At 71.2% G+C, this 21,593-nt stretch carries 17 protein-coding genes; 12 read left to right on the top strand and 5 right to left on the bottom strand.

The window, feature by feature from the left end:
* Nucleotides 1-64: 64 nt before the first annotated feature.
* On the bottom strand, nucleotides 65-1,216 hold the full coding sequence (locus NZH93_RS20310) for a sensor histidine kinase (protein WP_259624716.1): 1,152 nt from the start codon (nucleotides 1,214-1,216) through the stop codon (nucleotides 65-67).
* Nucleotide 1,217: 1 nt separating this feature from the next.
* Nucleotides 1,218-1,877 carry a response regulator transcription factor gene (locus NZH93_RS20315; protein WP_259624717.1) on the bottom strand — a complete coding sequence of 220 codons (660 nt, stop codon included), beginning with the start codon at nucleotides 1,875-1,877 and terminating at the stop codon, nucleotides 1,218-1,220.
* A gap of 159 nt (nucleotides 1,878-2,036) precedes the next feature.
* Here NZH93_RS20315 and NZH93_RS20320 point away from each other — a divergent pair, with 159 nt between their 5' ends.
* From NZH93_RS20320 to NZH93_RS20340, 5 genes are read left to right on the top strand one after another with little or no spacing between them, the layout of a single operon-like run.
* Nucleotides 2,037-2,549, top strand: coding sequence for a hypothetical protein (locus NZH93_RS20320; RefSeq protein WP_259624718.1), 513 nt, complete (start codon nucleotides 2,037-2,039; stop codon nucleotides 2,547-2,549).
* A complete protein-coding gene (locus tag NZH93_RS20325) occupies nucleotides 2,549-3,673 on the top strand; it encodes a peptidoglycan-binding protein (protein WP_259624719.1) in 1,125 nt (374 codons plus the stop codon). The genes NZH93_RS20320 and NZH93_RS20325 overlap by 1 nt, the downstream gene beginning before the upstream one ends.
* A complete protein-coding gene (locus tag NZH93_RS20330) occupies nucleotides 3,670-4,362 on the top strand; it encodes an ABC transporter ATP-binding protein (protein WP_259624720.1) in 693 nt (230 codons plus the stop codon). The genes NZH93_RS20325 and NZH93_RS20330 overlap by 4 nt, the downstream gene beginning before the upstream one ends.
* Nucleotides 4,359-5,561: an ABC transporter permease gene (locus NZH93_RS20335; RefSeq protein WP_259624721.1), complete on the top strand. Its 1,203-nt coding sequence runs from the start codon at nucleotides 4,359-4,361 to the stop codon at nucleotides 5,559-5,561. Before NZH93_RS20330 ends, NZH93_RS20335 begins: the two co-directional genes overlap by 4 nt.
* Before the next feature lie 40 nt (nucleotides 5,562-5,601).
* Nucleotides 5,602-7,311, top strand: a complete 1,710-nt coding sequence (locus tag NZH93_RS20340; protein WP_259624722.1) for an alpha/beta fold hydrolase — start codon at nucleotides 5,602-5,604, stop codon at nucleotides 7,309-7,311.
* Between the two features lie 37 nt (nucleotides 7,312-7,348).
* Here NZH93_RS20340 and NZH93_RS20345 read toward each other — a convergent pair whose 3' ends face one another.
* Nucleotides 7,349-8,326 carry an acetylxylan esterase gene (locus tag NZH93_RS20345; RefSeq protein ID WP_259624723.1) on the bottom strand — a complete coding sequence of 326 codons (978 nt, stop codon included), beginning with the start codon at nucleotides 8,324-8,326 and terminating at the stop codon, nucleotides 7,349-7,351.
* Nucleotides 8,327-8,337: 11 nt separating this feature from the next.
* Entirely contained in the window at nucleotides 8,338-9,390 is a 1,053-nt protein-coding gene (locus NZH93_RS20350) for a LacI family DNA-binding transcriptional regulator (protein ID WP_259624724.1), read from the bottom strand.
* Between the two features lie 290 nt (nucleotides 9,391-9,680).
* Between NZH93_RS20350 and NZH93_RS20355 the strand changes: the two genes are divergently transcribed.
* From NZH93_RS20355 to NZH93_RS20385, 7 genes are all read left to right on the top strand, one after another.
* A complete protein-coding gene (locus NZH93_RS20355) occupies nucleotides 9,681-12,035 on the top strand; it encodes a beta-xylosidase/alpha-l-arabinosidase (RefSeq protein WP_259624725.1) in 2,355 nt (784 codons plus the stop codon).
* Nucleotides 12,032-13,006, top strand: coding sequence for an ABC transporter permease (locus tag NZH93_RS20360; RefSeq protein WP_259624726.1), 975 nt, complete (start codon nucleotides 12,032-12,034; stop codon nucleotides 13,004-13,006). Before NZH93_RS20355 ends, NZH93_RS20360 begins: the two co-directional genes overlap by 4 nt.
* Entirely contained in the window at nucleotides 13,003-13,920 is a 918-nt protein-coding gene (locus NZH93_RS50745; protein ID WP_259624727.1) for a carbohydrate ABC transporter permease, read from the top strand. The genes NZH93_RS20360 and NZH93_RS50745 overlap by 4 nt, the downstream gene beginning before the upstream one ends.
* A gap of 48 nt (nucleotides 13,921-13,968) precedes the next feature.
* Nucleotides 13,969-15,594 (top strand): ABC transporter substrate-binding protein, encoded by a 1,626-nt coding sequence (locus tag NZH93_RS20370; RefSeq protein ID WP_259624728.1) that lies wholly within the window; start codon nucleotides 13,969-13,971, stop codon nucleotides 15,592-15,594.
* Between the two features lie 62 nt (nucleotides 15,595-15,656).
* On the top strand, nucleotides 15,657-17,159 hold the full coding sequence (locus NZH93_RS20375) for a GH39 family glycosyl hydrolase (RefSeq protein WP_259624729.1): 1,503 nt from the start codon (nucleotides 15,657-15,659) through the stop codon (nucleotides 17,157-17,159).
* Nucleotides 17,156-17,842: a glycosyl transferase gene (locus tag NZH93_RS20380; RefSeq protein WP_259624730.1), complete on the top strand. Its 687-nt coding sequence runs from the start codon at nucleotides 17,156-17,158 to the stop codon at nucleotides 17,840-17,842. Before NZH93_RS20375 ends, NZH93_RS20380 begins: the two co-directional genes overlap by 4 nt.
* On the top strand, nucleotides 17,839-19,857 hold the full coding sequence (locus tag NZH93_RS20385) for a beta-galactosidase (protein ID WP_259624731.1): 2,019 nt from the start codon (nucleotides 17,839-17,841) through the stop codon (nucleotides 19,855-19,857). The genes NZH93_RS20380 and NZH93_RS20385 overlap by 4 nt, the downstream gene beginning before the upstream one ends.
* Here NZH93_RS20385 and NZH93_RS20390 read toward each other — a convergent pair.
* A partial coding sequence (locus NZH93_RS20390; RefSeq protein WP_259624732.1) for an alpha-glucuronidase occupies nucleotides 19,851-21,593 on the bottom strand: 1,743 nt, incomplete at its 5' end. The genes NZH93_RS20385 and NZH93_RS20390 overlap by 7 nt on opposite strands.

Below are 21,593 nucleotides of genomic sequence, written 5' to 3' on the forward strand. Positions count from 1 at the left end.
CAGGCCCACTGTGGACAGCAGCGAGCTGAAGTACCCGTTGCCGCGCTCGGCCGGGTAGGCATCCCTAGCCCGCCGCGGCGGCGTGTGGGAGATCGAGGTGGACGGTCAGGCCGCCGGTCGGGTTGGGGTGGAGGCGTAGTGCGCCGTCGTGGGCGAGTGCCACGCCGGAGACGATCGCCAGGCCCAGTCCGTGGCCCGATCCGCGGGTGAGGGCGCGGCCCGCTCCTCGGACGAACGGTTCGGTGAGCGATTCCAGGGCCGCGGGGGACACGGGTGGGCCGGTGTTGGTGACGGTGACGCGCGCCGATCCGTTGTGGGCGGAGAGCCGTACGTTCGCGTTGCCGCCGGACCTGTTGTGGCGCACGGCGTTGCGGGCGAGGTTTGAGATGGCCTGGCGGATCAGCACGGGGTCGCCCACGGCGGTCGTCGTGCCGGTCGGGGCGGACAGGTCGATGCCGCCGGACCTGGCCTCGGCCGAGAGTTCCCGCACGACGGCGGCGGCGATCGGTGCGAGGTCGACCGGTCTGCGCGCGAGCGTTCCGCTGTCCACGTCCGCGAGGTCGAGGAGCGCGTTCACCGTCTCGATGCTCGCCTGGTTCACCTCCCGCACGCGTTCGGCCAGCGCGCGGAGTTCGCCCGCGTCCGCGTCCGGGTTGGCCAGGGTGACGTCGATCATCGTCTTCGTGGTGGCCAACGGGGTGCGCAGCTCGTGCGACGCGTTCGCGGCGAAGCGGCGGTGCGTCGCGAACGCGCGTTGCAGGGACACCAGCATGCGGTCGAACGTGTCGGAGAGGTCGCGGATCTCGTCCCTCGGACCCTCCAGCCCCACCCGGTGGTCGAGGTCGCCGGTCGCGGCGCGGGTGGCGGCGGCGTTGATGACCGCGAGCGGTTTGATGATCCGACCCGCGACGACCCAGCCGACGACCCCGCTGACGGCCGCGAGCAGCACCAGCCCGACCACCGAGATGACCAGCAGCACGTCCAGGAACTCGGTCGGGTTCGTGATCGCGATCCCGTCGGGTTTGACGGGGCTGGTCCTGCCCATCTGCGACGGGTCCAGCACCACCGGGTCCTTGGCGATCAGGTAGCTCGGCACGAAGCGCATGAAGAGGTAGACGACCAGGACGAAGACCGCGCCGCAGCCGGTGACCATGCCCGCGTAGCTCAACGTCAGCCGGACGCGGATCGGCAGCCTGCGGTCCCCCGAGCGGCGCACGTCAGGCCCCGAACCGGTAGCCGGAACCGGGGACGGTCTGGATGACCCACGGTTCGCCCAAGCGCTTGCGGAGGTTCGAGATGGTGACCCGCGTCGTGTTGGTGAACGGGTCGGCGTTCGCGTCCCACGCCTTCTCCAGCAGCACCTCCGCGCTCAGCACCCCGCCCTCGGCGTTCATGAGTACCTGGAGCACGGCGAACTCCTTCCTGCTCAGCCGGACCAGCCTGCCCTCGCGGTAGACCTCGCGGCGGAACGCGTCCAGCCTGACGCCGTTCGACTCCAGCACGGGCGGTCGTGCGGGCTGCGTGCGGCGTTCGAGCGCGCGCAGCCTGGCGACGAGTTCCGGGAACTCGAACGGTTTCATCAGGTAGTCGTCGGCGCCGAGTTCGAAGCCGCCCACGCGGTCGCCGAGGGTGCGGGCGGCGGTGAGCATGAGCACGCGCACCAGCGGGTGGTCGGCGGCGATGATCTTGCAGACCTCGTCGCCGTGCACACCGGGCAGGTCGCGGTCGAGCACGACGACGTCGTAGTCGTTGACGGCGATGGACTCCAGCGCCGTCGTGCCGTCGTGGACGACGTCGGCGGCGATGGTCTCACGGCGGAGTCCGATGCGGATCGCGTCGGCGAGGTACGGCTCGTCTTCGACGATCAGGACGCGCATGCGGGTGCTCCTCTGCCTGTTCCGGGACGCCCCAGGCAACCACACCGCCTGTTCGGGATTCATAAACGATTTCCTGAACGTCACGGGAACGGGCCGGTTGGTCGACTGCTCGGCGTCCGCGGCACTACCGCCGCGGTCCGACACCGAAGGAGCGTCCACATGGCCAGGAACTGGACCTCGACCCTCGCCGCCGTCGCGGCCGTCCCCCTGCTCGTCTCGCTGCTGGGGGCGTGCGGAACGGCCGACACCGCCGCGAAACCGACGACCAGCTCGTCCACGTCCGAGGGGAAGCGGCAGTACGAGTCGTTCGAGGAGTTCCAGCTCGCGCTGTCCGGCTGCATGCGCGAGCAGGGCGTGAACATGCCCGACCCCGGCGCCGACGGCGGCCTCAAGGTCGACAACGGCGGTGACATGACCGCGTTCACCGAGGCGGCGGAGAAGTGCCGGGAGAAGGTCGGCAACCCGCCCCCTCGCGAGGGCGGCGACAAGGGGAAGTCCGACGAGGAACTGCTGGCCGACCAGCTCAAGATCGCGAAGTGCCTGCGCGAGCACGGCGTCGACGTGAAGGACCCCTCGGCGAACGCGCCCATGGACATCCCGCAGAACGCGCCCGAAGAGGTGCTGACGACCTGCGCGCCCAACGGCGTCGTGGGCCGCACGGGGCTCAAGTGATGTCCGACGTGGCCGAGCACCCGCCGGAAGTCGGGACGCCGGACCAACCCCGGCGCTCACGACGTCGCCTCGTCGTCGGCCTCGCCGCGGCCGTGGTCGTCGCCGCCGTCGGATCGGGGGTCGCGATCGTCGCCACGGTCGGCGCGGGCGACCGTGGGGACGACACCGCGCAGACCTTCCGAGGTGCCACCGACGAGGTCTCGAGGGGTGACCTCGAAAGCAGCACGAGCACGTCCGGCACCCTGCGGTTCGCCGACGCGCGCACGATCCAGTCCGGCCGCGGCGGGGTGGTCACCGGGCTGCCGACGCCGGGCGCGGTCGTGACGTTCGGCGGCGAGCTGTACGCCGTCGACAACGTCCCGGTCTTCCTGCTGCGCGGCGGGATGCCCGCGTGGCGCGACTTCGAGTCCGGGATGGACAAGGGACCCGACGTGCAGCAGCTCGAGGAGAGCCTGCGTGACCTGGGTTTCTTCACCAAGCCGCCGGACCAGGAGTTCTCCTGGTTCACCACCGACGCGATCCAGCGGTGGCAGAAGGCGAACGGTCTCGCCGTCACCGGCCGCCTTCCGCTCGGTTCGGTGCTGTTCTCCGGCGGCGACCTCCGGATCGGCACGGTCAAGGCGAAGGTGGGCGACCAGACGGGCCAGGGGGGCGAGCTGTTCGCCACGACGGCCACGACCCGGATCGTCGACGCGACGCTCAAGCTCGCCAACCAGCAGCTCGCGGTCGTCGGGGCGAAGGTCGGCCTGAACCTGCCCGGCGGCACCAGGACCACCGGGACCTTCTCCTCCGTCGGGACGCCCACCGAGAAGCCCGGCGCGGGGGAGCAGAAGGAGACGGTCATCCCGGTCGTCGTCACGCTCGACGACCCGGCGGCGGCCGGGTCGCTCCAGGAGGCGTCGGTCACCGTCAGCGTGCCGAGCGCGCGGCGGGAGGACGTCCTGTCCGTCCCGGTCGGCGCGCTGCTCGCGATCAGCCCGGACGAGTTCGGGGTCGAGGTCGTCCAGGCCGACGGCACGACGCGGAAGGTCGCCGTGAAGACCGGGTTGTTCGCGGGCGGCCGGGTCGAGGTCTCCGGTGACGGCCTGGAGGCCGGTCAGCGAGTGGTGGTGCCGAAGCGATGAACGCGATCATCTCGCTCGAGGACGTCCAGCGCTCCTACGGCGAGCCGCCGGTGCTCGCGTGCGCGGGTGTCACGCTCACGGTGGAGCGGGGCGAGCTCGTCGCCATCGTCGGACCGAGCGGGTCCGGCAAGTCGACGCTGCTGAACATCATCGGCACGCTCGACCGCCCGACCGGGGGCGTCGCGCGCATCGACGGGCTGGCCGTGGCCGACCTGGACGACCGCGCCCTGTCGGCGCTGCGGGCGCACCGGATCGGGTTCGTGTTCCAGCAGTTCCACCTCGCCGAAGGCGTGACCGCCGTCGACAACGTGGCGGACGGGCTCCTCTACACGGGGGTCCCGCGCGCCGAACGCCGCCGCCGGGCGGTCACCGCGCTGGGTCGTGTCGGCCTCTCGCACCGCCTCGGCCACCGGCCGAACCAGTTGTCGGGCGGTGAACGCCAGCGGGTCGCCATCGCGCGCGCCGTCGTCGGCGACCCGCCGCTGCTCCTGGCCGACGAGCCGACCGGCAACCTCGACTCGGCGTCGGGCGCCGCCGTCGTCGAACTCCTCCACGAGCTGAACCGGCAGGGCACGACCGTCGTCGTCATCACCCACGACGTCGAGCTGGCCGAGACGCTGCCCAGGCGGATCTCGATCAGGGACGGCCGCGTGGTCGACGACTTCGCGGAGCCGGGGGTGGCGGCATGAGCACGGCGCTCGCACCGCCGCGCGCCCGCTCGCGGCTGCTCGGCCGCGACGTGCTCCGACTCGGCACGACCGGGCTCCGCGCGCGGCCGACGCGCGCGGTCCTGTCGGCGCTCGGCATCGCGATCGGCATCGCCGCGATGATCGCCGTCGTCGGGATCTCGGCGTCGAGCCAGGCGCGGCTGAACGACGAACTCGACCGGCTCGGCACCAACCTGCTGACCGCGACGCCGGGCAAGAGCCTGCTGGGGAAGGCCACGACCCTGCCCGCCGACGCGGTCGGGAAGATCGGCAGGATCGACGGCGTCCAGTCGGTGAGCAGCATCGCCGTGCTGTCCGTCCCGGTGTTCCGCAGCCCGCTGTCGGACCCCGACGCGACGGGCGGGATCACGACCACGGTCGCGGACGACGCGCTGCTGCGCGTGGTGTCGGGCAGCGTGCGGAGCGGCGACTGGCTGAACCCCGCGACCTCCGGCTTCCCCGCGGTCGTCCTCGGGCACGCCGCCGCCGAACGCCTCGGCGTGGTCTCCCCCGGAACGCAGATCTGGTTGGGGAGCAACTACTTCACGGTCGTCGGCATCCTCGACCCCGTGCCGCTCGCCCCGGACCTCGACCGGGCCGCCCTGATCGGCGGCCCGGTCGCGAAGGAGCTGTTCGGCTTCGACGGGAGTCCGACCACGGTCTACGAGCGCTCGGACGACGCGGCGGTGGACCGGGTCCGCTCGCTGCTCGGCCCGACCATCACCCCGCAGTCCCCGAGCGACGTCGAGGTCTCGCGGCCGTCCGACGCGCTCGCCGCCCGCAACGCCGCGAACCAGGCCTTCACCGGCCTACTGGTCGGGCTCGGGTCGATCGCGCTGCTCGTCGGCGGGATCGGCGTGGCGAACACGATGGTCATCTCGGTGCTCGAACGGCGGCGCGAGATCGGGCTGCGAAGAGCGCTCGGCGCGACGCGGTGGCACGTCCTGGTGCAGTTCCTCGGCGAAGCCCTGCTGCTCTCGGCGCTCGGCGGCGTGTTCGGGTGCGCTCTCGGCACCGCCGTGACGGGGGTGATGGCCCTGGTCAACGACTGGCCGTTCACCCTGCCCGCGGTGACGATCGCCGCCGCGGTCGCGTCGACGCTCGTGATCGGCGCCGTGGCAGGGTTCTACCCCGCGATCCGGGCGGCGAGAACACCGCCGACGGCCGCGCTGAGCTCGTGAAATCCCCTTCCCCCAACAGATTCGGCACAAGGGAGTGAGAATGTCCAGCAGGGACAGGCGAAGGTGGTTCACCGCCGGGGTGGTGGCCGCGCTCGGCGGCGGGCTGGTGGCCGGGGTGGTCCCCACCGCCACCGCCGCTCGCGACGGGATCGCCGGTTTCACCGACCAGCGGGTCGAGTGGCGCGCGTGCGCCGAACGCCCGCCGCTCGACCCGTCCGAGGAACCGGACGAGGGCATCGTCTTCGACCCCTGGCAGGGCCAGTGGGGGCAGGCGGAGTGCGCGACCGTGATCGTCCCGCTGGACTACCGCCGTCCGGGCGACGGCAGCCTCAGCATCGGGATCAGCCGGATCAAGGCGGCGGATCCCGCGCTGCGCAAGGGGGTCGTGCTGCTCAACCCCGGCGGTCCCGGCGGGGGCGGGCTCTCCATGCCCCTCCAGACGCGCGGGTCGGAACTCGCGAAGCACTTCGACGTGATCGGGTTCGACCCGCGCGGAGTCGGCCGGTCCAGCGCGCTCAAGTGCGAGCGGATCCCCGACACGCGGCCGCGCACCACCCGGCCCACAGACGAGGAGTTCGCGGCGTACACCGAGTACGCCCGTGCCCACGAGGACGCGTGCCGTCGTGCGGGAGGTGGCATCCGCCCGTTCATCAACACGGCCAACACGGCGAGGGACATGGACGTCATCCGCGCCGTGCTGGGTGAATCGAAGATCAACTACGTGGGGTACTCGTACGGCACCTACCTCGGAGCGGTGTACGGCAGCCTTTTCCCCCGGCGGTTGAACCGCAGCGTGCTGGACTCGTCGGTGCACCCGGACTGGCTCTGGCGGGAACAGGGCAAGCAGCAGTCGGTCGCCGCCCGGTTCAACGTCGAGCAGTGGGCCACCTGGGTCGCGCGGCGGGACGACACCTACCACCTGGGCAAGACCCTGGCGGAGGTGCTGGCGACCACCGAGGCGCTGGCCGCCCGGCTGGCCACGCGATCGGTCCCGCTCACCCTGGAGCGGCCGGAGAACTGGCCCACCTACTGGCCCAGGGCCTTCGACCGCACCGTCCTGGACCAGTTCCTGGCCAGGGCGACACAACCGCGCTCCGTCTGGGACGTGACCGCCGAGGTGGTCGCCGAGGTCCGCCGGGCGGCTGAGGAGGGCACCGCGGTGTCGGCCGACGCGAGCACCGCGGTCGGTCTGGTCCAGGAACAGGGCATCGTCAAGGTCGACGACGGTGTGTACGACACGGTCACCTGCGAAGCCGACTGGCCGACCGACCTCGCCACCTACCACCGGGACATGCGGACGTTCCGCGAGCGCTACCCGTACTCGGACGGCAACGGCAGCGGCGTGATCGGCGCGGCGCCGGACAACTGCACGTTCCGCTCGTTCACCCCGCCGGAGAAGCTGGTCCCGTTGCGGCGCGACGGGTATCCCACGGGCCTGGTGATCCAGGCCGACGGCGATCCCGCCACCCAGTACGACAGCGGGCCCGCGATGGCCGCGAAGCTCGGCAACCAGTTGATCTCCGTCCGCGACAGCGGCGTGCACGGGCACTACGGCACGAACCGGTGCGTCACCGAGAAGGTCGACGACTACCTGATCCACGGCGTGCTGCCGCCGTCGCGGTCGGAGTGCGCGGACGAACCGCGTCCCGCCGTCCCGGCCGACGGTTTCGCCGCCGGCGCGAGGAGCGCGGTGCGGGACACCAAGGCGGACCGCGTCCGGGCCGCCGTCGGCGACACGTTCTGGCGCTAGCCGGGTCCCGGCCGTCCGGGTGACCGGGCGGCTGGGGTCACGTGCCGAAGCGGTCGTGCAGCCAGGCGAGCTGGTGGGCGTTGTGGTGGGCTTCGCCGCCCTCGTGGTGGTTGAACGGGTAGACGTCGATGGTCTTGTCCTCGGTGCTCAACGAGTTGAAGGCGGCGAAGACACCGGACGGCGGGCAGATGGTGTCGCGCAGGCCGGTGGCGAAGAGGGCCGGGGCCGTGGTGCGCGGGGCGAAGTTGACGGCGTCGAAGTAGGACAGCGCGTTGAGGACGGCGGCGGTCGAATTCCGGTGCACCGCCAGGTACTGCACGACCTCGGCGTACGGGTGGGCGTCGGTGATGGTGATGTTGCGCTCGACGTGGCACAGCAGCGGGGAACTGGCGAGCAGGGCGCTCACCGCGGGGTTCAGCCCCGCCGCGGCTATCGCCAGCCCGCCGCCCTGGCTGTTGCCCACCACGGCGATCCGGGTGTCGTCCACGTCGGGGAGCGCCGCGGCGGCGTCCACCGCGCGGGCCGCGTCGGTGAGCAGCCGGCGCAGGTAGGCCGTGCCGGGGTTGGTGATGCCGCGGGTGAGGAAGCCCGGAGCGGACGGGCCCGAGCCGACCGGGTCCGGGGTGTCGCCGCCGCTGCCGTACTGGCCGCCCTGGCCGCGGGTGTCCACGAGCAGGTGGGCGTAACCCGCGGCGGGCCAGAGGAGGCGCTCGATCGGCAGGCCGCGGCCCCGCCCGTAGCCGGTGTACTCGACCACGGCGGGGAGGGGACGGCCCGCGGTGCCGGAGGGCCTGGAGTACCAGGCCTTGACGGGGTGACCCCCGAAACCGGTGAAGGTCACGTCCCACGTGTCGACCAGTGCCAGGCCGGTGGGCGTCGGGGTCACCTCCACCAGCGTGTCGTGCTTGGCGGCCTCGGCGAGCGTGGTGGTCCAGAAGTGGTCGAAGTCCGGCGGTTTCCTAGTCGTGGGCCGGTACTTCTCCAGCTCTGGCAGGGGAAGGTCGAAGAGTGCCACGTCTCGTCCTCTTAGGATGGTGGGGGAGCGGTGCTCTCGCGGACGATCAGCTCGGTGGCCAGGTCGATGCGCTCGTTGCGCGGGCGCTCACCCCTGGCGAGGGTGAAGACCATCTCGGCCGCGGTGGTCGCCATGTCGCGCAGCGGTTGGCGGACCGTGGTCAGCGGCGGGCCGATCCACTCCGTGACCTCCAGGTCGTCGTAGCCGACGATGGACAGGTCGCCGGGGATGGAGAGGCCGAGTTCGCGGGCCGCCCGCATGACGCCGAGCGCCTGGAAGTCCGAGCCCGCGAAGATGGCGGTGGGGCGGTCCGGGCGGCTCAGCAGCGCCAGGCCGTGGTCGTACCCGCCGTGGACGTAGAAGTCGCCGTGCCGCACCAGGTCCGGGTCGACCGGGAGGGCCGCCTCGTCCAGCGCGCTGCGGTAGCCGTCGACCCTCGCCCTGCTGCACATCATCGTCGTGGGGCCGGAGATGACCGCGATCCTGCTGTGGCCCAACGAGATCAGGTGGCGGGTGGCTGCCAGACCGCCGGACCAGTTGGCCGAACCGACGGTGGGGACGCCCGGCTGCGGTTCGCCCGCCGTGTCCAGCACGACGAACGGGATGGTGCGGGTGGTGAGCTGGTTGCGCTGCTCCTCGTCCAGGCCCGCCAGCACGAGGATGACCCCGAGCGGGCGCCTGGTGAGCAGGTCGTCGAACCACTCGCGGCGCGGGCGGTGTTCGCCTCCCAGTTCGGACAGCACGACGGCCGCGCGCTCGGCCGCCGCCGCCTGCTCCACGCCGCGGATGATCTCGGTGGCCCACGCCGAGTGCATCTCGTGGAACACCAGGTCGATGAGCGCGGGCCGGGACGACTCGCGGGCCCGTCTGCGGCGGTAGCGCCGCTGCTCGATGACGCTCTCGACGCGCGCCCTCGTGTCCGCCGCGACGTCCGGTCTGCCGTTGAGGACCTTGGAGACGGTGGGGATCGAGACACCCGCCTCCGCGGCGATGGACGCGATGGAGGCGGGCTGGGGGTTGTCGGCGTCCGACGGGCTGGTGCCTGTTCCGAGCGGCGTGCTCATGCTGACCCCTTGTCCTGCGTCGATCTCGGCACCTCGGCGTCGGCCTAAAGTTTCGGTGCTGGAGCGTAAACGTAAAAGCGGTCCAAGGCCAGCGATCTTTAGCGTGGTACCTGGTCACATATATGAACAGAGCTGCGCTGATAGTCGGGTCGGGCGCTGCGTCGATTAGTCCAGGTGAGCTGTTGACGCTCTTCGTTCAGCCCCCTACGGTCTCCTCACCGGACCTAAGTATCGGTGTTGATCTCGATACTTTCGACTTTCACGACGACGTGATCGGAGGTGCCTGGTCGATGACGGACAGGACGACCGGGGGCGCCGACGGCGAGACACCCGTGTGGCAGGACGTTCACCGTCCGGCCGCGGACCGGGTGGACGCGCTCGTCGCCGCGATGACCCTGGGCGAGAAGCTCGCCCAGCTCGTCGGGGTGTGGGTGGGGGCCGACCCGTCCGGTGGAGCCGTGGCGCCGCACCAGTCGGACCTGACCGGCGAACCCGTGCCGTGGCCGGACGTCGTCGCACTCGGCCTCGGCCAGCTCACCCGCCCGTTCGGCACCCGGCCGGTGGAGCCCGCCGCGGGAGCCCGGTTGTTGGCGCTGGCACAGCGGCAGGTCGTGGCCGCGAGCCGGTTCGGGATTCCCGCGCTGGTGCACGAGGAGTGCCTGACCGGGTTCGCCGCCTGGCGGGCGACGACGTACCCGGCGCCGCTGTCCTGGGGCGCGTCCTTCGACCCCGCGCTGGTGGCGGAGATGGCGGGCCTCATCGGCGAGTCCATGCGCTCGGTCGGCGTGCACCAGGGGCTGGCGCCGGTCCTCGACGTCACGCGCGACTACCGCTGGGGGCGCACCGAGGAGACGATCGGCGAGGACCCCTACCTCGTAGGAACCGTTGGCACGGCGTACGTCCACGGCTTGGAGGGCGCGGGGATCGTCGCCACGCTCAAGCACTTCGCCGGGTACTCGGCGTCCCGCGCGGGCCGCAACCTGGCACCGGTGGCGATCGGCGCGCGGGAACTCGCGGACGTCGTGCTGCCGCCGTTCGAGATGGCCGTGCGCGACGGTCGCGCGCGGTCGGTCATGAACTCCTACAGCGAGGTCGACGGCGTTCCCACGGCCGCCGACGGCGACCTGCTCACCGGGTTGCTGCGCGACACCTGGGGGTTCTCCGGAACGGTGGTGTCCGACTACTTCTCGGTCAAGTTCCTCCAGACGCTGCACGGGGTCGCCGCCGACGAGGCGGACGCGGCCGGGCTCGCGCTCACCGCGGGCGTCGACGTCGAACTGCCGACGGTCCGCTGCTTCGGCGAACCGCTGCTCCGAGCCGTCGAACGCGGTGACGTGGACGAGGCGCTGGTCGACCGGGCGGTGCGGCGCGTGCTCGCGCAGAAGGTCGACCTGGGCCTGCTGGACCCGGACTGGTCCGCCCTGCCGGACAACGTCGACGAGGTGGAGTTGGACACGCCGCGGTCCCGCGAGGTCGCGCTGCGGCTGGCTCGGGAATCCGTGGTGCTGCTGGCGAACGACGACCACGTGCTGCCGTTGCGGGCGGGGGCGCGGGTGGCGGTCGTCGGACCGCTCGCCGACGACCCGGTGGGGCTGCTGGGCTGCTATTCGTTCCCGGCGCACATCGGCGTGCGCCACCCGGACTCCCCGCTCGGCCTGGAGGTCCCGACCGTGCTGTCGGCGCTGCGCGAAGCGGTCGGCACCGTGACGCACGCGCGGGGCTGCGAGGTGAGGTCGGACGAGGCGGACTTCGGCGAAGCCGTCGCGGTGGCACGGGAAGCGGACGTCTGCGTCGTGGCCGTCGGCGACCTGGCAGGCCTGTTCGGGGGAGGCACGTCGGGTGAGGGGTGCGACGCGACCTCCCTCGTCCTGCCCGGCGCGCAGGCCGACCTCGTGCGGGCCGTCGCGGCGACGGGGACGCCCGTGGTGCTGGTGCTGATCACCGGCAGGCCGTACGCGATCGGCGACCTGGCGGGCGAGGTCGCCGCGGTCGTGCAGACCTTCTTCCCCGGACAGCTCGGCGGTCAGGCCGTCGCCGACGTGCTGACCGGCGTGGTGTCGCCATCGGGCAGGCTGCCCGTCGGCATCCCGGCGGACCCCTCCGGGCAGCCGGGCACGTACCTGTCCGCGCCGCTCGGTCGACGCTCCGAGGTGTCGACCGTCGACCCCACACCGGTGTTCCCCTTCGGCCACGGGCTCGGCTACGGCACGTTCACCTGGTCGCCGCCGCGGGTGTCCGGCTCCACCTGGACCGTGGACGGCGACGTCGAGGTCGAACTCGACGTGCGCAACCCCGGTGACCGGGCGGGCGCCGACGTCGTGCAGCTCTACCTGCACGACCCCGTCGCCCAGGTCACCCGGCCGGTCGTGCGGCTCGTCGGCTACACCAGGGTGCCGCTCGAACCGGGAGGCGCCGCGCGGGTCTCGTTCCGGGTCCCCGCCGACGTCACGGCGTTCACCGGACGGGACGGGCGGCGGGTCGTCGAGCCGGGAGCGGTGCGGCTGCTGGTGTCCCGGTCCAGCGCCGACGCGCACGCGGAGGTGGACCTGGTGCTCACCGGGTCCCTGCGCGAGGTCGACCACACCCGGCGCTGGACCACCGCGGTGGTCGTGACCGCGGTCGAGCAGGAGGTCGTGGTCGCGTGATCACCGACACGAAGGAGCCCGCCACCCGACCCGCACCGTCCACGAAGGACCGAACGCCGAAGCGGGTGCGGCGCACCTGGCGCAACGCGGTGCGGCGGGACTGGCAGCTCTACTCGCTCGCCCTCCTGCCGCTGCTGTTCTTCCTGGTGTTCCGCTACCTGCCGATGCTCGGCAACGTGATCGCCTTCCGCCGGTTCGTGCCGGGTGGGAACCTCTTCGGCGAGACGTGGGTGGGCCTGCGCTACGTCAAGATCTTCCTCAACGACCCCACGTTCTGGCAGGTGTTCGGCAACACGGTCGTCCTGGGCGCGCTGACGCTGCTGTTCTGCTTCCCGCTGCCGATCGTGCTGGCGCTGCTGCTCAACGAGGTCCGCACCCGCGTGTTCAAGCAGTTCGTGCAGACGGTGTCGTACCTGCCGCACTTCCTGTCGCTGGTGATCGTCGCCGGGATGGTGCTGCAACTGACCTCGATCGACGGCACGGTCAACCAGATCATCGGGGCGTTCGGCGGTGAACCGATCGCCTTCATGCAGGGGGCGGACTGGTTCCGCACGATCTACGTCTCCTCGGAGGTCTGGCAGACCGTCGGGTGGGGCACGATCCTCTACCTGGCCGCGCTGACGACCATCGACGACCAGCTCTACGAGGCGGCCCGGATCGACGGCGCCAACCGGTGGAAGCAGACCTGGCACATCACCCTCCCCGGCATCCGGCCGACCATGGTGACGCTGCTGATCCTCAACATCGGCACGTTCATGGCCGTGGGCTTCGAGAAGGTCCTGCTGCTGTACAACCCGCTGACCTACCCGACGGCGGACGTGCTCTCCACGTACCTGTACCGGGTCGGCCTGGTGTCGAACAACTTCAGCTACGCCGCCGCGATCGGCCTGTTCGAGTCGGTCATCGGCCTGGCGCTGGTCCTGTCCGCCAACGCGATCTCGCGCCGCACCGTGGGGACGAGCCTGTGGTGATCACCGAACGCCAGCAGAAGCCCGCGGTCGTCCGACCCCCGCGCATCGGGGACACGCGGAGCTACCGGGTCTTCCGCGCGGTCAACGTCTTCGTCCTGCTCGTCGTCGTGGCCCTCACGCTCTACCCGTTCGTCAACATCGTGGCGCAGTCCTTCAGCGACGAGCAGGCGATCCGCACCGGCCGGGTGAACCTGCTGCCGCAGGGGTTCAACGTGAAGACCTACGAGATCATCGCCTCGGACTCGGCGTTCTGGAACAGCTACCTCAACACGGTCGTCTACACGGTGACGGCCACGGCGATCTCGCTCGTGCTGACGACGACCTACGCGTACGTGCTGTCCAAGCACCACCTGAAGGGACGCGGCACGCTCGTCGGCATCGCGGTGTTCACGATGTTCTTCAACGGCGGCCTGATCCCGAACTACGTGCTGATCTCCGAGCTGGGCATGAAGAACACGCTCTGGGCGGTCGTGCTGCCCAACGCGATCAGCGTGTTCAACCTGCTGGTGATGAAGGCCTTCTTCGAAGGGCTGCCGAAGGAACTGGAGGAGGCCGCGACCGTCGACGGCCTCAACACCTACGGCGTCCTGTTCCGGATCGTGCTCCCCCTGTCCAAGGCCGTGATCGCCACGATGGTCCTGTTCTACGCGGTGGCGAACTGGAACTCGTGGTTCTCCGCGTTCCTCTACTTCGACCGCTCGGACCTGTTCCCGGTGACCGTCTACCTGCGGAACATGGTCGCGGGCGCCACCACCGCCGCGTCCATGGGCAGCGAGCAGGGCGACGTCGCGCAGGTCAACTCCAACATCAAGGCCGTGACGATGGTGCTCACGGTGCTGCCCGTCCTCGCGATCTACCCCTTCATCCAACGGTACTTCGTGTCGGGCGTGATGCTCGGCGCGGTCAAGCAGTAGCTCGCACTCCGGACGTCGACGACGACGTCACACCCTGAGGAGAGTTCGATGCGAACGAAGTGGAACCGAGTGCTGACGGCGCTCACGGCCGCCTGCCTCGTGGTCGGCTTGACCGCGTGCGGCGAGGAGGAGGGCACGGCGGGCGGGGTCGACCTGGAGGGCAAGAAGGTCGGCGCGATGACGGACTTCAAGGCGGGTGACCAGTTCAAGGCCACCCAGCCGGTGGAGTTCCGCGTGCTCTACAGCGACCACCCGAACTACCCGGTGAAGAACGACTGGCTGCTGTGGTCGGAGATCGCGAGCCGGACCGGCGTGAAGGTCACGCCGACGATCGTGCCGTCGAGCGACTACGAGCAGAAGCGCAGCCTGGTCGTCGGCGCGGGGGACGCGCCGGAGATCATCGCCAAGACCTACCCCAACCAGGAGGACGCCTTCGTCGCCTCCGGCGCGATCCTCGCGGTGAGCGACTACCTCGACCTGATGCCGAACCTGAAGGCCAAGATCGAGAAGTGGAAGCTGCAACCCGAGTTCGACACGCTGCGCCAGGAGGACGGCAAGTTCTACCTGCTGCCCGGTGTGCACGAGGAGCGCTGGCAGGACTACACCCTCGCGTTCCGCACCGATGAGCTGACCAGGCTCGGCCTGGCCACGCCGAAGACGTGGGACGAGGTGTACGGCGTCCTCAAGGCGCTCAAGGCCGCGCACCCGGACGTCTACCCGCTGTCGGACCGGTTCGAGGGCAACAGCATCCTCAACGTGGCCGCGCAGTCGTTCGGCACCACCGCCGGCTGGGGCTACGAGCAGGCGCAGTTCGACGAGAGCACGAAGAAGTTCCAGTACACCGGCACGAGCCCGGAGTACAAGAAGCTCGTCGAGTTCTTCCACAAGCTCGTCGCCGAAGGCCTGATGGACCCCGAGAGCTTCACGCAGAAGGACGAGCCCGCGATCCAGAAGTTCGCCACCGGCAAGTCCTACGCGATCAGCAGCAACGCGCAGACGATCGTCAACGACTACCGCCCGGCCATCAAGGGCATCCCCGGCGCGACCGTCGCGAAGATCCCGGTCCCCGCCGGTCCCAAGGGTGACGTGCTGCGCGTGTCCCGGCTGGAGAACGGGCTGATGATCTCCGCGAAGGCCGCGGAGAGCGACAGGTTCGTCTCGATGATGCAGTTCATCGACTGGCTCTGGTACTCCGACGAGGGCGCCGAGTTCGTCAAGTGGGGCGTCAAGGGCACCACGTACGACAAGGACGCGTCGGGCAAGCGCGCCCTCAAGGCCGACATCGGCTTCGGCGGCATGAACCCCGACGCCCCGAAGAAGTTGCAGAGGGACTTCGGCTTCCAGGGCGGGGTGTTCGCCTACGGGGGCAGCACCGAACTGCTCCAGTCGATGTTCACCGAGGAGGAGATCGCCTTCCAGAAGGCCATCTCCGGGAAGAAGAGCCTGTCGCTGGGGCCACCCGCCCCGTTCAGCGACGAGGAGCGCGAACAGGCGACGCTCTGGGAGACGCCGCTCAAGGACTCCATGAAGCAGGCGACGCTCCAGTTCATCCTCGGTGACCGCGACCTGTCCACGTGGGACGCCTACGTGCAGGAGATGGACGGCAAGGGGATGGGCCAGTACACGCAGCTCGTCAACGCCGCGCACGAGCGGTACAAGCAGAAGAACGGCTGACCGCGGCGGGCCGGTCGTCCCCGCGGCCGGCCCGCACCGCACCGAGGCAGAGGAGTGCCGTCGTGAAACCCCTGTCCGACTCCTGGCGCCACTGCGTGGGCACCGGGAGGATCAACCTCGCCCTGCGGTCGGACTACCGGGAGTCGCTGGCGCTCGTCCGGCGCGACATCGGCTTCCGCCACATCCGCGGTCACGGGCTGCTGTCCGACGACATGGGCGTGCACCGGAAGTCCGCTGTGGACGGTGGTGTGCGCTACTCGTTCACGTACCTGGACCAGGTGTTCGACACCTACCTGGAGCTGGGCATCCGGCCGTTCGTGGAGCTGGGCTTCATGCCGACGGCGCTCGCCTCCGGCGAGGACACCGTCTTCTGGTGGAAGGGCAACATCACCCCGCCCCGCGACCACGCCGAGTGGGCCGCGCTGGTGCGGGCCGTCCTGCTGCACCTCGTCGACCGCTACGGCGTCGACGAGGTGCGGACGTGGCCCGTCGAGGTGTGGAACGAGCCGAACCTGGTGAACTTCTGGAAGGACGCGGACCAGGACGCGTACTTCCGGCTCTACGAGACCACCGCGCGGGCCGTCAAGGACGTCGACGCGGGCCTCCAGGTCGGCGGTCCCGCGCTGTCGCCCGGCGCCGACGACTGGTGGGCGCCGTTCGCCGACTTCGTGTCCCGCCGGGACGTGCCGGTCGACTTCGTCAGCAGGCACGCCTACGCGTCCGGTCCGGCGCAGCAGATCCCGTTCGGCACCTACCAGACGCTGGACGCGCCGCACGCGTTGCTCGACCAGTTCGACGCTCCCCGCAAGCACCTGGCGGGCACGCGGCTCGCCGGGCTCCCGGTGCACATCACCGAGTTCAACACCTCCTACCGGCCGGACAACCCGATCCACGACACGGCCTACAACGCCGCCTACCTGGCGCCCGTCCTCGTCGGCGGCCTCGACCTCGCGGACTCCTACTCCTACTGGACGTTCTGCGACGTGTTCGAGGAGGACAACGTGCCCACCTCGGTGTTCCACGGCGGGTTCGGCCTGCTGACCCACCGCCAGGTGCCCAAGCCGACCTACCACCTGTACGCGTTCCTGGCCCGGATGGGCGCCTGGGTGCTCGCGCGCGGCGACGACCACCTGGTCTGCGTGGACGGCGACGGCCGGGTCACGGTGCTGGCGTGGCAGCCGGTCGGCGGCACGGACGGCCCGGACGCGGGGGAGCGGCACGAGGTCCGGGTGTCCTTCGCGCTGCGCGGTCCGCGCGCGTTCGTCCGCCGGGAGCGGGTGAACGAGCACGACGGCAACGCCTTCGCCGCGTGGCGGGAACTGGGCAGACCGGCCTCGCCGGACACCAGGACGTTCGACGTGCTGCGCGACTGCGCCCGCCCGGCGGTGGAACACCGGTCGGTCGCGGTCGAGGCCGGACGGGTCGAGCTGCGCCTCTCCCTGGCCCGGCACGAGGTCACGTTCGTCGAGGTGCTGCCGGTGCGCCCGCAGGAGCACACCGGCCTGGACGACCGGCGGCTGCTCGGCGCCTCCGACGACCGGCTCGTCGCGGAGCACGAGCGGTGAGGCCCGCACCCGATCCGGCGGCCGAGATCGGCGCGGGCTTCCTGGCCCGCGCGGCGGCCGTCGTGTACTGGGCGCTCGTCATCGAGGTGCTGGTGGTGGTCACGACGGCCCCGGCGCTGGCGGCGGTCGTGCTCCTGGCGGGAGGGGAGGGGAACGCGCCGCTGATCGGCCTCTGCTTCGTGCCGGTGGCGCCCGCGCTGTCGGCGGCGGTCTTCGCCTGGCGGGTGTTCCTCACCGACCGGGACCTGGCCCCGGCCAGGCACTTCCGGCGCGGCTACCGGCTCAACTGGCTCGACGTGCTGCGGTGGTGGGTGCCGACGCTGGTGGCGCTGACGGTGGTCGGCTTCACGCTGGCGAACCTGGACGCGGCGGGCGTTCCCGCCGCGCACGGGCTGCTCCTGGTCTTGGTGGCGCTGGGAATCCTGCTGTGGTCGGCGCAGGCGCTCGTCCTGTCCTCCGCGCTGTCGTTGCGGACGCGCGACCTCGTCCGGCTGGCGGGCCACTACCTCGGAGCCCGTCCCGCCGCCGCGCTCGGCACGTTGTCGCTGCTCGTGGCGGCGGCCGGGATCGTGGTGCTCACGTCGGACTGGGTCCTCGTGCTGCTCGCCTCCCCCTTCACGTACCTCCTGCTGCGCACCGCGGAACCGGTGCTGCGCGACGCCACCGAGAGGTTCACCGGATGAAGCGGATCGCCTACGGCGGTGACTACAACCCCGAGCAGTGGCCGGAGGAGGTGTGGGACCGGGACTACGAGGCGTTCGAGCTGGCGGGCATCGACACGCTCACCGTCGGCGTGTTCGCGTGGGCCCACCTGCAACCAGCGGAGGACCGCTACGACTTCGACGTGCTGGACGCGGTCGTGGAGCGCGCGGCGGCCGAGGGCAGGCGGATCGTGCTCGCCACGCCCACGGGCGCGATGCCGCCCTGGTTGGCGCACGCCTACCCGAACGCGTGCCGGGTGGACTTCGAGGGCCGCAGGCACGTCTACGGCCAGCGGCACAACGCGTGCCCGTCCGATCCGGACTTCCGCAGGCTGTCGGTGGCGCTGGCCGGGCGGCTCGCGCGGCGGTACGGGGACAACCCGGCGGTCGTGGCGTGGCACGTCGGCAACGAGTACGGCGGCGCGTGCTGGTGCCCCGCGTGCGGCGCCGCCTTCCACGACTGGCTGCGGAAGCGCTACGGCGGCCTCGACCGGCTCAACCACGCGTGGAACACGACCTTCTGGTCGCACACGTTCACCGACTGGGAGCAGGTCCCGCCGCCGAACGCGCTGTCCGAGCACTGGCGCGGCCCGAACCACACCGCGTTCCAGGGGATCACCCTGGACTACCGGCGGTTCATGTCCGACGCGCTGCTCGGCGGGTTCGTCGCGGAGAAGGCCGCGATCCGCGAGCACGTGGCCGACACCCCGGTCACGACGAACTTCATGGGGCTGTACCAGCCGGTCGACTACCACCGGTGGGCCCCGCACCTGGACTTCGCGTCGTGGGACAACTACCCGCCGGAGGACCCGTCCCCCGTGCGGACGGCCGCGCGGATGGCGTTGGCGCACGGGCTGATCCGCGGGCTGAAGGGCGGGAAGCCCTTCTGGGTCATGGAGCAGACGCCGTCGACCACCGCGAGCCGTGACGTCAACGCCGTCAAGCGGCCCGGTGTGCTGCGGCTGTGGTCGTGGCAGTCGGTGGCGCACGGGGCGGACGCCGTCCTGTACTTCCAGATGCGCCACTCGCGCGGAGCCTGCGAGAAGTACCACGGCGCCGTGCTCGACCACGCGGGCCGGACCGACACGCGGGTGTTCCGCGAGGTCGCCGCGCTCGGAGCGGAGTTCACCCGAGTCGGTGACGCGGTGCTCGGCGCTCGGACGCCCGCGCGGGTCGCGCTGCTGGTGGACTGGGATAGCTGGTGGGCCGTCGAGATGTCTGACGGGCCGAACCGCAACGTGCGGTACGTCGACGTGCTCGCCGCGTACCACCGTGCGCTGTGGCAGGCGAACGTGCCGCTCGACGTGGTGCCCGTGACGGCGGACCTCGGCGGCTACGACGTGGTCGTCGCGCCGGTGCTGCACATGGTGAAGGACGACCTGGCCGAACGGGTGTGGGACCTGGTGGACCGCGGTGGCTCCTTTCTGGCCACGGCGCTGTCCGGGCGGGTGGACGAGGACGACAACGCGTTCCTGGCCGACGTTCCGGGGCCGTTCGCGGGACTGTTCGGGCTGCGGGTGGACGAGACCGACGCGCAGCGGCCCGACGTGGTGAACCCGGTGGCGCTGGGGGAGGTTGAGCACGACGCCCGGCACGTGTTCGAGGTGATCGTGCCGGAGCCGTCGACGGAGGTGCTCGGGACCTACGGTGCCGACTTCTACGCCGGGACGCCCGCGGTCACCCGTGCGGCACGGGGGCGCGGAAGTGCCTGGTACGTGGGGACCCTGCTCGACGACCCCGGCGTCGCGGCGGTCGTGCGGTCGGTGCTGGACGAGCACGGCCTCGCCGGGCCGCTGGCCGACGTGCCGGACGTCGAGGTCGCCGAGCGCGTCACGGCGGAGGGCGCGCGGCACCTGTTCCTGTTGAACCACGGCGGTTCCCAGGTCACCGTGCCGTGCCCGGCCGACGGCGTCGACCTGCTCCGCGGCACCGCGCACGCCGCCGGGGACGACCTGGAACTCGCCCCGGCGGCGGTGGTCCTGCTGCGCTGTCAGTAGATCCGCCGACCCCGCCCGTCCGGCACGCCGGACTTGCGCCGGAAGTAGGTGTTCACCTGGTCGCGCCACTCGGCCGCGCACCGGAGTTGCTCGCGGAGCAGGTCGGTGACGCGGTCGAACGTGGCCGCGGGCACCCGGCCCTCTTGCCCCGCCCAGGTGGCGGCCATTTTCTCCACCTCGTCGTTACCGTCGAAGTGGGTGTCGTAGATGTGCTGGACGACCGTGGCGCCGGAGCGCAGGACGTGGCCGTACGGGACGTGGTGGAAGAACAGCAGGAGTTCGTCCGGGCAGGTTTCCAGCGACTCGTAGACGTTCCGCCACGGTTCCGGGAACTGGCCGGTGAAACCGGTCCCGGTGGCCCGCGTGCGGTCCACGCCGACGCCGTCGCGGTCGGCGAAGTGGTAGGTGCCCCAGGGGGAGTACTCGTAGCCGTCGACGTCCGGGCCGTAGTGGTGGCCGGGCCGCACCATGAAGCCGACGCCCAGCGGCGCGGTGTACCGCTCGTAGGTGAGCCAGGAGCCGTCCATGACCTGGTGCAGGCCTTCCCGGACGCCCGGATCGGCGAACGTCAGGCCGATCCACTCGTCCAGCACCTGCTCGGACGTCAGCCGGTCGTCCCACGCGAGCCTGCCGAACCCGTAGAGGTTGGCCTGCGCCAACGGGTGCCCGGTCCAGAACCGGTCGTCGCCGACGTTGGACACGGCCACCACGCCACCCGTCGGCGCGCTCGTGCGCCCGCCTGCGATGTCGGCGACCGCGCGGTCCTCGTCCGGCCGGAACGCCAGCATCTCGCGCCACAGCGGCACGAGGTAGCAGACGTGCTTCTGGTGCCCCGTGTACTCCTGGGTCACCTGGAACTCGACCGCCAGCCGGGTGCGCGGCATCGACGCGATCACCGGCGACAGCGGTTCACGCGGCTGGAAGTCCAGCGGTCCGGCCTTCACCTGGAGGACCACGTTGTCGTCGAAGCGGCCGTCCAGCGGGGCGAAGTGGTCGTGCGCGGCGCGCGCCCGGTCCGTGGAGCGGTCGCGCCAGTCCTGGCGGTGGTTGTACACGAACGCGCGCCAGAACACCGTGCCACCGAACGGTTTCAAGGCCCGTGCCAGCAGGTTCGCCCCGTCGGCGTGGTCGCGGCCGTAGGCGAACGGCCCCGGCTGGCCCTCGGAGTCGGCCTTGACGACGTAGCCCGCGAAGTCGGGGATCGCCGCGTATACGGCCGCTGTCGTGCGCTCCCACCAGTCCCGGACCTCGGGGTCGAGCGGGTCGGACGTGCCCAGACCGCCGAGCGTCATCGGCGCGGCGAAGCTCACCGACAGGCTCACCCTGATCCCGTGCGGGCGGAACACCGCGGCCAGCCGGACGACGTCGGGCAGCAGGTCCGTCAGCAGCCGCGCCTCGGTGCGGTGCACGTTGACGTTGTTGAGGCTCACCCGGTTGATCCCGATCGAGCCGAGCAGCCGCGCGTACGCGGCGACCCGGCTGAGATCGGCGCGGACCACGCCGTTGTCGTAGAACAGGGAACCGCCCGCGTAGCCGCGTTCGACCTGGCCCATCACGGGGTGCACGTCGACGTTGTCCCAGTGGTCGAGCATCCGGATCGACTGCCGGGGCGCGACCTCCTCGGTCCACGTGCCGGTGAACGCGGCTCCGCCCTTGCGCACGACGTGGTGGAAGCCGTACAGCAACCCCGCGCCGCTGGTGGCGCGGACGGTGGTGGTCGTCGTGGAGCGCTCCAC

Source organism: Umezawaea endophytica (assembly GCF_025061645.1).
GTDB classification, from domain to species: domain Bacteria; phylum Actinomycetota; class Actinomycetes; order Mycobacteriales; family Pseudonocardiaceae; genus Umezawaea; species Umezawaea endophytica.